Here is a 14,814-nt window from a genome sequence, read left to right as displayed (position 1 = left end):
ACTTGGTCGTGTTGACCAGGTGTGGATTGCTGCACCTTAAATTTCATAAAAAGCAAAAATAACGAACACAGTAGTGGAGTTCAGAATGAAAAAAACCATGTTAGCAAGCCTCATCGTTGCTACCACTTTTAGCACCAATGCTGCCAATCTTGAGGATCTGTCCATCAGTGGATTTGGCTCCGTCGGTATGGGCAAATCAAACAACGATATTGGTTACGCGCGATACACAGCGGAAAAAATCGATTGGGAACAAGAAACCTTGGCGGGTCTTCAGTTTGATTTTCAAATCAACGACAAGGCGAAGTTTGTCACCCAATTGGTGGCAAACAGCCGCTATGATTATGCACCTAAAATTGAAATGGCCTACGCCTCTTACGAATTTGAAGCCTTCACTGCTCGCGCGGGTAAACTGCGTTTGCCTTTGTTCTTCTATTCTGACTACATTGATTTAGGCTACGCCTACCCGATGATTCATCCGTCTCAAGAGACTTACGAGCACATCGTACTTAAGAGCTACACCGGTGCAGATCTTCTTATCCCGGTTGAATTTGAGCACTCAAGCCTACTGCTACAGCCCGTTGTCGGCATTGCCACCATCGATGAGGATGATTCAAGCATTGGCGAAGTCAAACTGGACAAAATGCTCGGCCTTTCTGCTAACTGGAACTACGGCGACTTCTCGCTGCGCGGCTCTTACTTTATCGCCGAAGCCAATCCTAAATGCGACAAAGGAGATACCAACTCGGCCCCTTGCCAACGTGCTGCGTTGTTAGGCGTTCACAAGCAAGATGGCCAGTTCATTTCACTTGGCGCGCAATATGATAATGGCAGCCTGCTCGCGAACATCGAAGCGACGGACGTGAAGCTCGATGGCAAGTTCAGTGATACCCGCTCTGCTTCGGGCTTGCTGGGTTACCGAGTGGCCGCCTTTACGCCATATTTAGCGGTAAGCTGGATGCAAACCACCGATAACGATGAGCGACCAGCACCAACTCCTGCCCTTGCCGCAACAAACCTTCCTGCGTATAAACAAGCGCTCGGGTTGAATCGCTTGATGAACTATGAGCGCTTATCCTACTCCATTGGTAGCCGTTGGGATTTCGCCACCAACATGGCACTGAAATTCGATATCACGTACGCCGATTATCAAAACACCAGTGGCGGCTTTAAGAGCAACATTGATAACACTGGAGCGTTTAATGAAAAAGACAGCGTGGTTTACTCTGCCCGTCTAGATTTCGTTTTCTAAGGAGCCTCTCATGAACAAACTGATTCCATTTTTTGCAGCATCCCTACTCTCTTTCAATGCGATGGCAGGCATGGTTGTCATTGGTAATGCAGCGGGCGTCAACTCTCTTTCCCAAAATGAAGTCAAAAAGCTCTTTTTGGGGCAAAAAAATCTGCTCACCAACGGTGCAAAAGCACGCATTGTTGAACTTAGCGATGGCTCAGAAGGACGTATTGCTTTTCACAACCTAGCCACAGGGCGCAGTGAGTCTCAGCTGCAATCCGCATGGTCACGATTGGTCTTTACTGGCAAAGCAGAAGCACCCATCCAAGTGGCCGACTATGCAGGTGTGATTGCGGAAGTGACCAGCAACACAAACGCGATTGGGTACGTTGACGAGTCAGCATTAACGGCTGATGTTAAAGTCCTACTCAAACTTTAGCAGGCCAGCCACAGACAATCCGTTTCAAGCACCTCTTGGGTCACAGCTGAAGACGAGCAAAGGGCGCGACATTTCGCGCCCTTTTCATTAACCAAGAACCAATAAACACTACTTATCATTTTTTCATTTGCACTCCTTGCTATTTAACGGCCCTAAATGCTCTTTCGGTATCTAATTACTGCAGCGTTTTCATCGGGGCTAAGTCTAAACACCAATCAGGCTCTTGCCACAACCAAACAGTCATTAGTTTTTCTAATGTAAATGATAGATTTTTATCTTGCTTAAGATCACATTTCCGGATTGATCACAACGCCATCAACGACTAATATCTCGCGCCGTAAATCCCTATAAAACTTATCATCTGGCAGTCCTTACCGATCTGTCATGGTCTTTTTCGTTTTTAATTTAGCCGGAGAATTTGCGCAGATGTCCGCGTCATTTCCATTAGCCAAGCTTACCTTTTTGATCGCTATTTTGACCGCTGTGGGTCAAATGACTCAAACCATGTACGTGCCGTCAATCGGTCACATGGCCAGTGAGTTTTTGGTATCGCCTGCTGCACTGCAGGCCGTCATGGCGTGCTATTTGATCCCTTACGGATTATCGCAATTTGTCTATGGTCCACTGTCGGATCGCCTTGGCCGCAAGCCGATCATCATCGCCGGTCTATTGATTTACATTGCCGGCACTATGCTGTCACTGTTTGCTCACGAGTACACTTGGTTCCTTGTCGGTAGTTTCGTTCAAGGCTTGGGGATCGGTTGTGGTGGTGCAATGTCTCGCACCTTGACTCGTGACTGTTTTGAAGGCGCTGAATTACATCGCGCCAACAGTTTGATCAGCATGTGCGTGATCTTTTCACCGCTGATGGCTCCTGTATTGGGCGGCGTGCTAACGGAAACCTTTGGCTGGCGTTCAAGCTATTTGTTTTTGGCGCTATTTGCTATTGCGGTCATTATTACCATGATGACCAGCATGATGGAAACGTTGCCAAAAGAAAAACGTAAACACGAGCCTGTTGCTCGCAGCTACCACTACGTTTTATCCAACAAACGTTTCCAAGGTTATTTACTTTGCCTAGTTGCGACCTTTGCCGGTGTGGCGGTTTTTGAGGCAGCGGCGGGCGTGCTATTAGGCGGTGTGTTAGGGCTGCCTGCGACTGTCGTCAGCATTCTATTTGTATTGCCGATCCCGGGCTATCTGATTGGTGCGGGCTTATCCAGCTACATTGCGCAGCGTCGCTCACAAAAGCGTGCTCTGAACGTTGGCTTGGTCGCAATACTGATCGGCGCAGCCGTGGTGCTGATTCCAGGTCTGTTTGGTCAAACAACGGCACTGACGTTGGTCGGTGGTGCAACGATTTACTTCCTTGGCGCAGGCATTTTGTTCCCAGCGGCGACCACGGGAGCACTGGCTCCTTTCCCTTATCACGCGGGAACTGGTGGCGCTATTTTGGGCGGTATGCAAAATCTAGGAGCAGGTATCGCGACATTAATCGCCTCCTTGTTCCCAGCCCAAGATCAACTGCCTCTTGGCTGCCTCATGCTCGCAATGTCCATCCTTGCAATGTTAGGACTGCGTTTGGTTTATCGTAAACCTGATTCTTCCAATGAAATGCCGCTGGCAATCTGATCTTTCTAAGAGGCGATTTCATCGCCTCTTTTTTCATTTGCTGCGATAGCGATTATCCACCATCTGCAATGCGTTCAAGTGCTTCAATTCTGCGCCATTGTTTTGCGTCGAAGCTGGTTTCTCTCAACATTGTGATTTGTTGGCGCTTTTGCTCATCGCTCAAGCCGAGGTCATCAAGAATCGCACTGCGTTGCACTAAGTAATGTTGAAAAACGCGATCAAACTCGGCGCGATTTTGGTCCAACACTTCCAGTCGCTGTGCTCCAGCCTCACCTACGAGTTCCACTCGCTTGAGATAAGTGGTTTGTGCATCTTCTCCTTGCGCTAATTCACTCATCAATCGGCGGTTGGCGTCACTTTCTTGAACGTATTCCGGTTGCAGCGCCAAATGATCACGCCAGAGCTGTTTCTGCTCTTCTGCTGAGTAGCCCTGTTCACTCAAGCGCGCTTTTTCCAGAGCAAGCGCCCTTAATTGGTTCTCCTCGCCAAAAATCAGGTCGATTTGTTGCGCTGAAAAGTACTCTCGCTGTAAATCGAGTATCGCTTGATGCAAGGTTTCTAATGAGGTGATGTCTGACCCCGTTATTTCAATATCTAAATCAGCAAGAGCTTGCTTGTAGCGAAGGTAAAGTGCGAATAGCTGCTCATCCAACTGCAATTCGCCTAACGCCCTCTCTTCGCTAACCACATCTTGCGTTATTGTCTGCAAAGGTTTTTCACCTAGCGTGGAGAGTGAGTAGTCCAAAAAGGCCTTGGGCGATGTGTTATCAATCGAGGTATCGTGCTGAGAGGTGGCGCGAATGTCTTTTTGCGCAGCGGGCTCCGAAGGTAAAAAATAGACCGCACCGAGGCTCCCCAAGGCGATCGTGATAATGGTCAGTGCGGTCTTTTTCATAACGTTCCCTTTGAGGCTACAGCCCTTGTAGTTTCAGACGATTGGCGTGCTGGCGATAAAGGGTGACGGGATCCGTTTCAAACAAATGATGAATACCCAACAGACCATTGATCTCATCTAAGTGATTCATTTTATAGTCGTCACGAATCACTTTACCCAAATGGGTACTACACGCACCAACAAGGCCATCATTCGCTTCACCGGCAAACGCTAAACCAAGAATGGCCATTGGTGCGTCGGCGGGATCCAAAACGTTGGTATAGGTACTAGAACCCGTCCACGAATAGTAATAGACGCCATTGCCAGCCAACATCTCACCCTCGCCGCACTCGGTTTGAGGCAGTCCCTCTGGGTAGAATTGGTTAAAGCGCAATGACCCTTGCGTTGTAAGTGCATCCAGTGACGCTAGCGGATCTTGATCCAAGCCACTGCCACCGGATAGTAGACCAATTAGACCGCTAAGCCCCTCCGCGAGCTTCACTGCCAGTGCTTCGGTAAGCGAGCCTTCAGAAACATGACCTCGGACTAAGTCTGCCACTTTAGAGCCCTTGTTGACCCCACCAATGCTGGTAACCGACGCCACGAGATCAGGCCGAACAGACGCAACATAACGAGCAGTCGGCCCACCATGGCTGTGACCAATCAAATTGACCTTTGCTGCGCCAGTGGCTGCCAACAGCATTTCTACTTGTGATAGGAGCTGCTCACCACGCACTTCACTGCTGTTGGTAGCAGAGACTTGCGCGACATACACCTTGGCACCATCTTTGGTTAAGGATTCAGGAATACCATAGAAATAATCCACGCCAGCTAACTTATCAAAGCCAAACAGACCATGGACTAACACGATAGGGTAACGCGTTTGCGTATACCCCGTTTGATTGAGAGATGAGGTGCTGGTCCCTGCGAGGGCAGCGGCACTCATACACCAGAGAGCAGCGAACAATATTTTCCGTTTCAAGTTATTTTCCTTCTACTAATCGGACCTCTGAGGAGCCAATTAAAGGTAGAAGGGAAATTCAGCGAAAGCGGCATTAATGAGTAACATTAATTTAACATTCGTGAGCGTGTCTTGCAGTTCAACAAGAATGGTGAACATTACACGATACCGCATAAAGTAAGGTTTTGTTTTTATTAGCTTTTACTAAATTTCGGTAACCACTTCACTCTTCACGGAGTTCGCAATAAAGCAGTACTGGTGTGCTAAATGATGCAGTTTTTCCAAAGCGTGTCGATCAGGCTGCTTGTCACCGGAAAAACGGATGGTCGGTCGCAAAACCACTTTGGCCACCCACATTCTGCCCTGCTCATTCTCTTCCATGATTCCAACAGCGTCGTCGATGTATTCGTCAATCACGTAGCGCTGTTTCGCTGCGATACCGAGGAACGTTAGCATGTGGCAGCTTGAAAGAGCAGCAACAAACGCTTCTTCAGGATCCACATTTTCCGCCACAGAAAGCGGCAGTGGCACCACATGTGGCGATGCCGACGCAGGTACCTGCACACCACCATCAAATTCCCACATGTGACCTCGGCTGTATTGATTGTCTGAGAACACTTCGCTCGCCTGACGCTGCCACACTATTTTCGCTTTGTACTCCGCCATCTTCCCTCCATGAATGGCAAAACCGGCTTTTGACACCAAAGTTCTAATTGGAGAGAAACACTACGCCACTCTCGGTCTCTAATGCAACTCTGTCTTCTTGTAGCTTGATGTGCAGCAATAAGCCGTTGAGACGAATAGTGTGATCTTCGTATTTATAGATGCTGGTGTAGCCTTCTTCCCCACCGGGATGGGAGTAAAGTGCCGTGCGGGTTTGGGTATCAAACTCAATCACACTTTGTTCTAGGCAAGAATGACAACGGATTGTCTCTTGCTGCGGATATTGCTCTACAAAGACACGCCCCATGATGTACTTATTGAGCATGCTCTCTTCCATAGGATCAGACCAAGTGTCGTTTGCCCAAACCACCGAAGAAAAAAGCATAACCACTACAATAAAGGTTAGAAATGCAGAATGGATGTAAATGGTATGTGTGATTTTCATTGTTTTTCATCTAGTTAGCTTTATAAAAAGATGATTATAGAAAACCCTTTTGATATCAAGACAATCCCGATTCTGATATTTTATGGCCTCATAAGCCAACCAGAATAACGCGAATTGATTCACTTGCTTACTCCGCCAAACCACGCTTTCACGCAGAACTGCGTTACAATAAGCCCATCCGATTCGAGTTTACTGTAAAGCCACATCGCATTTATGTACGACACCCATCTAGAACTGCAGCACATCTTGTTAGAAGTGAAAGCTGAACGTTGGCACGCCATCGAGCGCTTCCTTTTCCCTTATTATTGCTATCAGCACCAGTTGCTCACGCGTCAAGGCAAGCCTGATTGGCTCTTAGCAAGAGAAAAGTTGCCTCGTTCGTCTTCGGTTATCACCACCAAGCAATGTGTCATTGAGCCACTCGTGCCTGAGCAGAGCATCGTCGGTTTGCTGAAAGCCTACTGGAAAGACCATGAGCAGATCTCTTTGCTATCACTGACATCGCTGTTTGAGCAATGGCTGCACTACGCTGTGATCACCAAAGATGAACAAGCAAGTCTGAAAGAAGCGGGGTTAGAAAACGCCATGCCAAAGGAATGGTATCAGGATGAACAACCGTCGGTGGAAGCACGTTTTGAGAAAGTGAGGATAAAAATAAACCGCTAACAAGGTAGCGGTTTATAGGAACAATTTCGCGTCAGCTTATAGGAAGTGTAGCGTCGCGTTCAGTGAGAAAGTACCCACATCATCTTTGTCCATGGTGTAGTTCATGTAGCTTGCGCCGACAGAAAGTGGACCAAAGATAAAGTATTCAGCGCCCACACCGTACATGATATCTACGCCGTCATCATTGGAAGAAGAAAGACCAGTCACTTCTTTGTCCCATGAGTGCAGACCACCTTTTGCCCAAATGTGCAGTGGGCCAAAATCGATGCTTGGTTTTAGCGCCGCATAGTAAGAGCTCAACTTGGTGTCACGCTTAGTGCCTGAGTAATCAATACCAAATGTACCGTGTTGAGTGATACCACCTTCAATACCGATGATAGGTAGAATACCTGTACCTACATGCAGTGAGTAAGACGTGTCGCTTTCGCCTTTGTAGTCAGACTGACCTACACTCGCACCGCCGTAAATCCATGAATCTGCCATCGCAGTTGATGACGCGCCGATAAGCGCTAGTGCTAAAAGAGTCTTTTTCATTGTTAACCTTCTCTTGTTTACTAGTCAGTCATTCAGGTGGCATGGTTTTGCCACCTGACCGACATATCAATATCCGTTATTATAGCGTCTGCAAATTATATGCCTACAGTAAACAACGTATTAGCAAGCTTCTATAGCGTTTTTTACTCGTTTATCGGAGACCGGATAAGGTGTTCCGAGCTGCTGAGCGAAGAAACTGACTCGCAGCTCCTCGATCATCCAACGAATCTCTTTCACATTTTCCGGTACCGCTAATCCTTTCGGAATCTTGTTCAATAGCTCTTTGTAGTCTTTGACTACCGACTCAATCTTCAACATATGTAAGCGATCTTTGTTCGGGTCGATAGGCAGTTTTTCCATTCGACGCTCAATCGCTTTCATGTAACGCAAGATGTCTGGCAGTCGTTTCCAACCACATTCCGTGGCAAAGCCTTTGAAGATCAGACCTTCGATTTGCGCTTTGATGTCCGACAGAGCAAATGCCATGGTGAAATCAATCTTACCTTTGAGCTTTTTGTTGATGTTGAAGGCCGTGGTCAAAATCGTTTCCACTTGCTTGGCGATATCCACCACCGTGTCGCCCAATTCTGCGCGCACGTGTTCCTTCAACGCTTCAAATTTTTCTGGCTCCCAAACTAAGCCGCCCTGCTCTTCAATCAGCTTGTCAACGCCACAAGCAATGCAGTCGTCGATCAAATCAAGCACTTTGCCATACGGGTTAAAGTACAGGCCCAGCTTCGATTTGTTCGGCAAGTTCGCATGCAGATACTTAATCGGCGATGGCACATTCAACAAGATCAAACGGCGTTGGCCGGCTTTCATTGCACTGATTTGCTCTTGCTCGGTTTCGTAGAGCTTGATTTCTACGCTGTCTTTGTTGTCGACCAGCGCAGGGAACGCCTTAACCTGATAACCGCCACGTTTCTGCTGATATACCTGTGGCAACTCGCCAAAGCTCCATGTATGTAAGCCTTGTTGCTCGATGTCGTCATCCGCCACTTTCGATAAGGTTTCTTGCACCTTCTCTTTTAGGCTTTCTTTTAACTCATGAAGATCTTTGTGCTCTTTCAGTTTACGATTTCTTTCATCAACCGCACGGAAAGTCACTTTCAGATGGTCAGGAACTTGATCCAGTTTCCAATCTTCACGCAGCACCGTCGCCCCGGTCATGCGGCGTAGCTCTTTCTCTAAAGCATCGAGCAACGGCATTTCCATTGCAGTAACGCGAGATAGGAATGCATCGGCATAATTTGGTGCAGGCACAAAGTTTTTGCGCAGCGTCTTCGGTAGCGACTTAATCAAGCTCACCACCAATTCATGACGCAAGCCCGGGATTTGCCAATCGAAGCCCGCCGGATCGATTTGGTTCAAAATCGGCAATGGAATGTGCACCGTGACGCCGTCGCTGTCATCCCCCGGCTCAAACTGGTAGCTCAACTTGAGTTTCAAGCCATTCTGATGCCAGAAATTCGGGTAATCCAAATCCGTCACGTGGCTTGCATCGCCTTTGAACAGCATCTCTTTTTCAAAGTTCAGCAGCTCAGGCTCTTTCTTCGATGCTTGCTTCCACCAGGTGTCGAAATGGCGTCCAGAGACCACTTCCGTACCGACGCGTTGATCGTAAAATTGGAACAGCTCTTCATCGTCAACCAAAATATCGCGACGACGAGATTTGTGCTCCAGCTCTTCCACTTCGAGCAGCAATTTACGGTTTTGTTTGAAGAAAGCGTGTTTGGTTTCCCAATCCCCTTCCACCAGCGCACTGCGAATGAAGATCTCACGGCTCACTGACGCATCGATATTGCCATAATTCACCAAGCGCTTAGGCACAATCGGAATGCCATAGAGCATCACTTTTTCGTACGCCATCACGGCCGCTTGCTTCTTCGACCAATGGGGTTCGCTGTGGCTACGCTTAATCAAATGCTTCGCCAGTGGTTCAATCCATTCCGGTTGAATCTTGGCAATAATTCGGCCCCACAGTTTCGAGGTTTCGACCAGCTCTGCCGACATCACCCACTTTGGCTGTTTCTTAAACAGACCAGAGCCAGGGAAAATATGGAAACGGGCATTGCGTGCGCCGTGATACTCATTTTTCTCCTGATCTTTCATCCCAATATGCGATAACAGGCCAGTCAAAATCGCGCTGTGCACCGCATCGTAAGAACCTGGTTCACTATTGAGCTTGAACTCCATCTCACGCATCGATTGATGGATTTGGAAGTAAACATCTTGCCACTCACGCACACGCAAGTAGTTGAGGTAATCGTCTTTGCACTGACGACGGAACTGGTTGCCCGACAAGGCTTTTTGTTGCTTCTGAATGTGATTCCACACATTCACAAAGGTGAGGAAATCAGAATCTTCATGGTAGAAGCGACGATGCTTATCATCTGCCGATTGCTGTTTGTCTGAAGGTCGCTCACGCGGATCTTGAATCGACAAGGCCGCTGCAATGATCATGACTTCTTTCAAACAACCAAATCTTGGCGCTTCCAACACCATGCGCGCTAAGCGAGGGTCAATTGGCAAACGAGCCAACTGCTTGCCCACCGCGGTGAGGCGTTTTTTCGGATCTTTGGCGTTGCTGTTGATGGCGCCCAACTCTTCAAGCAAGCGTACACCATCAAGAATATTGCGTTTATCCGGTGCTTCAACAAATGGGAACGCTTCAATATCGCCAAGGCCCAGCGCGGTCATCTGTAAGATAACCGACGCTAAGTTGGTGCGCAGAATTTCAGGATCGGTAAACTCCGGACGCGAATTGAAATCGTCCTCAGAGTAGAGACGAATACAGATACCTTCTTGCACACGACCACAACGACCTTTTCGCTGGTTGGCACTGGCTTGAGAAACCGGCTCAATGGGCAGACGTTGTACTTTGGTACGGTAGCTGTAGCGGCTAATACGCGCGGTACCAGGGTCAATCACGTACTTGATGCCTGGCACGGTTAACGAGGTTTCAGCGACGTTGGTCGCCAAGACAATACGACGGCCAGTATGTGGCTGGAAGATTTTGTTTTGTTCGCCCGCGGAAAGGCGCGCGTAGAGCGGCACAATCTCAGTATCTTTGAGCTTACGTTTGGCCAGCGCATCTGCGGTATCGCGAATTTCACGCTCACCATTCATGAAGATAAGAATGTCGCCCAAGCCTTCGTCGCACAGCTCGTCAACCGCGTCAAAGATGCCTTCAAGTTGGTCACGATCGTCTTCGGTTTCGCCACCTAACGGACGGTAGCGCGTTTCCACAGGATAAGTCCGTCCCGACACTTCAATGATCGGCGCGCCGCCAAAGTGGTTGGAGAATCGCTCTGGGTCAATGGTTGCCGACGTGATGATGACTTTCAGATCAGGACGACGTGGCAGCAACTCTTTCAAATAACCCAAGATAAAATCGATATTCAGGCTGCGCTCGTGCGCTTCATCGATGATGATGGTGTCATATTGATTGAGGAAACGGTCGTGTTGGATCTCGGCCAGCAAGATACCGTCTGTCATCAATTTAATTTGAGTGTTTTCAGAGATTTGATCGTTAAATCGAACTTTGTAACCGACGAAATCCCCCAGTTGCGTTTCCATCTCTTCGGCAATGCGATTGGCCACCGAGCGTGCCGCTAAGCGGCGTGGCTGAGTATGGCCAATCAAACCAAACTTACCACGACCTAATTCGGCGCAGATTTTTGGTAGCTGAGTGGTTTTACCTGAGCCCGTTTCACCCGCCACAATCACCACTTGGTGATGAGCAATGGCGTCTGCAATGTCATCTTTCTTCTGACTAACAGGCAGGATTTCTGGGTACTCAATTTTCGGTTGATAGCGGCTGCGCTGTTCCACTTCCATCATGGATTTGGCGATGTCCAGTGCGATCTCATCAAACACCGCGTTGCGTGCCGATTCTTTATTAATTTTACTGGCACCTGCAATGCGCTTACTCAGGCGAAAGCGATCTTTGATCAAACACTGACTGAGCGCCTTGCGTAATGACGCGGCGCTGTTTGCTTGAGCCTTTTGCTCAGAAGCATGGGATTCTGTATTTGGCTGTGACGAAGTCAAAGCATTTCCTATTCATTTCATGGGATAAAACTGCGCGGATTGTATCACACCGAGGCTGGCCGCGCGAAGTGCGCATCTCGCCTCCTTTCGCTTTATTAATTTATCAAATCAATAACATCAACAACTTCGATAAACACCAATAGAAAACGGACCTTTCTTGTCTCTATCTGAGCATAAGATGCAATTGTGACATTCCACCAGAATTTGCAAATTCGTTGTCAATTTACAAGCCAAACCACTAATTTGTAAGAATTTTCCTTCAATCAAATTGTTTTATCTCGAAGTACTATTTCCTTCGAAACCAAGCTCATTGGAAAGTGAAACAATAGGGAAAAACCATGTACAGAAAAACCACAACACTCGCCAGCTTGATGCTCACGGTTGGGTTCGCATTGAATCCAATCTCTGCGGCATTGGCAGAAACGGTGCAAATCGGCGTGCAAGCGCCTTCAGAAAGCCAATGGTGGAGCACTTATCGTGTGCAAGTGAGCAACGCCGGTGATAGCCAAATTGACATGCGTGAATCGAACATCGAGTTTGTTTTGCCAAGTGCGGTCAACGATGTTCAATGGGCGTCAGAGCACCTTTCTTACCCAAGCAGCGCCATCACTCATCAACCCATCCAAGGTGGTGTAAGGCATATCGTGACGTTTCAATTTCCTCAGGGGGATTGGGTCAAAACCACTTTGCAAGCCAATCAATCGTTTCAGTTGACCATAGGTTACAACGGGCAACTGAACGATTTGGCCCAATTTGAACAGAGCATTAAGTTCAATGGCGACGGGGGCACTCTTCCTCCGGTGGACCCTGAAGTTGAACTCACCATTCTTGCACCTGTTGAAGGTGCCACGCTAACCGTATCAGAGCCGACTTCTATCTCCATTTCTCTTTCTGGTCCGGCAGACAAAGTGGAGTTTTGGGCCGAAAATCGTCGACTTGGCGAGCAAAAAGTGGACCAAAACACGCTGGAATACCAGCAAAGCTGGACACCTAACATCACAGGTACGCAGACTGTTACCGCGCTGGCGTTTGACCAAGCAGGTAAACAGCTGGAATCGCAAAGCGTGTCTGTTTCCGTCATTCCGGATCACCAGTACAGTGCGCCAGAAGTGCGCTTCCTGACACCACAAAGTGGTCAAAGCTTTAAGAAAACAGAACGTATTGTCATTGCGGTTGAAGCCTTTGACGCCGATGACGATTTAAAGAGCGTCACCTTGGATGCCAATGGCGTAGAGATTTGCCAATTTGAACCTGCCGAAAGCACGCCTTTCGAATGTGAATGGCAGCCTGACCATGCTGGTAGCGTGACGCTGTCGGCCACCGCGGTTGATGAACAAAAGCTACAAAGCGTAGCGCAAGTTAACATCTCGGTGACCGAGTCCAATAACAGTTGTGGCGATGTGCCTCGCTATCAAGATGGCGTAAATTACCAAGTGGGCGATCAAGTTACCAATGTCGGCGAGATTTTCTCTTGTAAAGTGTTTGGCTGGTGTGGCAACCCTGTATGGGCACCTGGAACCGGACACCCGAGCTACCCGGACGCTTGGAAAGATGCCTGGGATCAAGTCGGTCAATGTGATCCTAATTACGCGCCAGAAGTCGATCTGCTTTCACCATCGCATGGCGATCGCCTCACACCAAACCAACCATTCGATGTCATGTTAACCGCGACTGACCAAGACGGTGATATCGAAAAAGTCGACGTGCTACTTAATGGAAAAGTGGTGGCAACCGCTGACGGGCAACAAGGTGTTGACACTTATCGCCTCACAATCGCGGGGCAAGCTGAGGGCATGTACCAATTGACGGCGATGGCCTATGACGACAAAGGCGCGAACAGCGAAACGTCACCAATTACCTTGGCAATCACGGATAAAACACTGGTTGTAGGGCTCACCTCACCAAGCGATGGTTCGGTCTTTACTCAAGGCCGTGCGATCACGTTGACCGCCGATGCGTCGAGTTTTGTCGGAGAAGTCACGCAAGTGCGTTTCTACGCCGATGACCTGCTGATTGCGACGGTTACACAAAGCCCATACCAACATGAGTGGTTAGGGGCACAGCTTGGCCAACATCAGCTTTATGCAATCGCGACGGATTCCAAAGGCAACGAGCAAACTTCGGTGGTTTCGCACATCGAAGTCAAAGAAGCCAAGCCCGATACTGGCTTGCGTGACAACCCAGATCGCAGCATCACCTATCTTACCTCTTGGGGTTTGACCAACATCGAAGAGCTTCAACGCTCTCAGGGTGATGCTTACTTCCTCTCCTTTGGTAAGTGGGACAGCGCCGGCAATATCCAAATCAGTGACGACATGCTGACCCCAAGCTACAACTCCGATTGGATGTCACCAACGTATCAATCGTGGACGGAACTCAAACATGCCCAACCGCGCAAAGCGATGATGGTGGCCTTTGGCGGCGCGACCTACGAAAGCATGTGGAACGACATGGCGACCGAGCAAGGCCGTCAGAATATCGCCAACAGTTTGGTGAAACTGATGAACCAACCTTACCCAGTTTACAAACGCAATTTGAAACCGGAAGAGATGGTTGGCGAGTGTTTGGCGACCGATTGGAGCGGCCAATGTGACTACAGCAAGTATCAGCTGGCAGGTTACGTTTCTATTGATGGTATCGACTTCGACTACGAGACGACCGCGCGTTTGACCGAACAATCGAATCGCAATTTGGAAGACCTGATTCAACGTATTCGTGCTCAAGTGGGCGACAGCAAGCTGCTCTCACTGACCACCTATCACGTCGGTGCGGATCCAGAAGCGTGTTCAAACCCAGCGGTGTTTGAGAACTGCTCATTTATTGAACCTGCACGCTCTATTCATCACGGTGAAGTGATCTCTTTGTTGCAAAACACCAAACAGAGCATCGATTTCTTCAATGTGATGGCCTATGACGCGGGGGAAAACTTCCGATATGACGTGGCAATGGCCAACTATGCTGAGCACGTAGGCGATCCGTCGAAAATCATCCTTGGGGCGACCATCAACAGCCAATGGGGACCAAACGGGCGCTTTGTGGAAACCCGCGCAAACAACATTGAGCGTGCACGTTGGCAAAAACAGAATGGCTATGGCGGCTTCTTTATCTGGACCTTAGGTTCCAATACTGAAAGCCTTTCAATGGCAGAACAAGTGGATTACTTCAATCAAATGATCGAACAAAACCAGTAATCGTCTGCCTCTCTAGAGCCGCATCTGCGGCTCTTTTTCTTTATCTCTGTCGTATTTAACGCCACGACTACATTAGCAATAACTCATTCAGTTTTTTCGAATGAGATGAGCGAATTTCAACGCTT

At 48.5% G+C, this 14,814-nt stretch carries 11 protein-coding genes; 5 read left to right on the top strand and 6 right to left on the bottom strand.

The window, feature by feature from the left end; genetic code table 11:
• Positions 1-85 precede the first annotated feature (85 nt).
• The 3 genes from PQQ36_RS09820 (at position 86) to emrD (ending at position 3,302) form a co-directional block, all read left to right on the top strand.
• Positions 86-1,249 (top strand): hypothetical protein, encoded by a 1,164-nt coding sequence (locus PQQ36_RS09820; RefSeq protein WP_072604749.1) that lies wholly within the window; start codon positions 86-88, stop codon positions 1,247-1,249.
• A 10-nt stretch (positions 1,250-1,259) separates the two neighbouring features.
• Positions 1,260-1,670 (top strand): phosphate ABC transporter substrate-binding protein, encoded by a 411-nt coding sequence (locus PQQ36_RS09815; RefSeq protein WP_072604747.1) that lies wholly within the window; start codon positions 1,260-1,262, stop codon positions 1,668-1,670.
• 426 nt (positions 1,671-2,096) lie between these two features.
• Positions 2,097-3,302 (top strand): multidrug efflux MFS transporter EmrD, encoded by a 1,206-nt coding sequence (gene emrD, locus PQQ36_RS09810; RefSeq protein WP_045596446.1) that lies wholly within the window; start codon positions 2,097-2,099, stop codon positions 3,300-3,302.
• 52 nt (positions 3,303-3,354) lie between these two features.
• Here emrD and PQQ36_RS09805 read toward each other — a convergent pair whose 3' ends face one another.
• The 4 genes from PQQ36_RS09805 to PQQ36_RS09790 form a co-directional block, all read right to left on the bottom strand.
• A complete protein-coding gene (locus tag PQQ36_RS09805; RefSeq protein WP_072604745.1) occupies positions 3,355-4,197 on the bottom strand; it encodes a lipase secretion chaperone in 843 nt (280 codons plus the stop codon).
• Between the two features lie 16 nt (positions 4,198-4,213).
• Positions 4,214-5,122 carry an esterase/lipase family protein gene (locus tag PQQ36_RS09800; protein ID WP_086016922.1) on the bottom strand — a complete coding sequence of 303 codons (909 nt, stop codon included), beginning with the start codon at positions 5,120-5,122 and terminating at the stop codon, positions 4,214-4,216.
• A 219-nt stretch (positions 5,123-5,341) separates the two neighbouring features.
• Entirely contained in the window at positions 5,342-5,803 is a 462-nt protein-coding gene (locus PQQ36_RS09795) for an OsmC family protein (protein ID WP_225470673.1), read from the bottom strand.
• A 43-nt stretch (positions 5,804-5,846) separates the two neighbouring features.
• Positions 5,847-6,245, bottom strand: coding sequence for a hypothetical protein (locus PQQ36_RS09790; RefSeq protein WP_045596451.1), 399 nt, complete (start codon positions 6,243-6,245; stop codon positions 5,847-5,849).
• A 213-nt stretch (positions 6,246-6,458) separates the two neighbouring features.
• On the opposite strand from PQQ36_RS09790, the gene PQQ36_RS09785 reads away from it, so the two are divergent.
• Entirely contained in the window at positions 6,459-6,911 is a 453-nt protein-coding gene (locus PQQ36_RS09785; RefSeq protein ID WP_045596452.1) for a hypothetical protein, read from the top strand.
• Positions 6,912-6,947: 36 nt separating this feature from the next.
• Here PQQ36_RS09785 and PQQ36_RS09780 read toward each other — a convergent pair whose 3' ends face one another.
• On the bottom strand, positions 6,948-7,445 hold the full coding sequence (locus PQQ36_RS09780) for an outer membrane beta-barrel protein (RefSeq protein WP_011080213.1): 498 nt from the start codon (positions 7,443-7,445) through the stop codon (positions 6,948-6,950).
• Positions 7,446-7,565: 120 nt separating this feature from the next.
• Entirely contained in the window at positions 7,566-11,498 is a 3,933-nt protein-coding gene (gene hrpA / locus PQQ36_RS09775) for an ATP-dependent RNA helicase HrpA (protein ID WP_013571545.1), read from the bottom strand.
• A gap of 338 nt (positions 11,499-11,836) precedes the next feature.
• Here hrpA and PQQ36_RS09770 point away from each other — a divergent pair, with 338 nt between their 5' ends.
• Positions 11,837-14,689, top strand: coding sequence for an Ig-like domain-containing protein (locus tag PQQ36_RS09770; RefSeq protein ID WP_273661025.1), 2,853 nt, complete (start codon positions 11,837-11,839; stop codon positions 14,687-14,689).
• Positions 14,690-14,814: the final 125 nt, after the last annotated feature.

Source organism: Vibrio sp. CCUG 15886, from assembly GCF_028570825.1.
In the GTDB taxonomy this organism is placed as follows: Bacteria; Pseudomonadota; Gammaproteobacteria; order Enterobacterales; family Vibrionaceae; genus Vibrio; species Vibrio vulnificus_B.
Note: the sequence above shows the minus strand (reverse complement) of the source record. Positions and strands in the feature narration are given on the sequence as shown.

Coding starts and splice junctions, on each gene's coding strand:
- PQQ36_RS09800 (WP_086016922.1), bottom strand. CDS start 5,122: ATGAGTGCCGCTGCCCTCGCAGGGACCAGCACCTCATCTCTCAATCAA.
- PQQ36_RS09795 (WP_225470673.1), bottom strand. CDS start 5,803: ATGGCGGAGTACAAAGCGAAAATAGTGTGGCAGCGTCAGGCGAGCGAA.
- PQQ36_RS09780 (WP_011080213.1), bottom strand. CDS start 7,445: ATGAAAAAGACTCTTTTAGCACTAGCGCTTATCGGCGCGTCATCAACT.
- PQQ36_RS09820 (WP_072604749.1), top strand. CDS start 86: ATGAAAAAAACCATGTTAGCAAGCCTCATCGTTGCTACCACTTTTAGC.
- PQQ36_RS09815 (WP_072604747.1), top strand. CDS start 1,260: ATGAACAAACTGATTCCATTTTTTGCAGCATCCCTACTCTCTTTCAAT.
- emrD (WP_045596446.1), top strand. CDS start 2,097: ATGTCCGCGTCATTTCCATTAGCCAAGCTTACCTTTTTGATCGCTATT.
- PQQ36_RS09790 (WP_045596451.1), bottom strand. CDS start 6,245: ATGAAAATCACACATACCATTTACATCCATTCTGCATTTCTAACCTTT.
- PQQ36_RS09770 (WP_273661025.1), top strand. CDS start 11,837: ATGTACAGAAAAACCACAACACTCGCCAGCTTGATGCTCACGGTTGGG.
- PQQ36_RS09805 (WP_072604745.1), bottom strand. CDS start 4,197: ATGAAAAAGACCGCACTGACCATTATCACGATCGCCTTGGGGAGCCTC.
- PQQ36_RS09785 (WP_045596452.1), top strand. CDS start 6,459: ATGTACGACACCCATCTAGAACTGCAGCACATCTTGTTAGAAGTGAAA.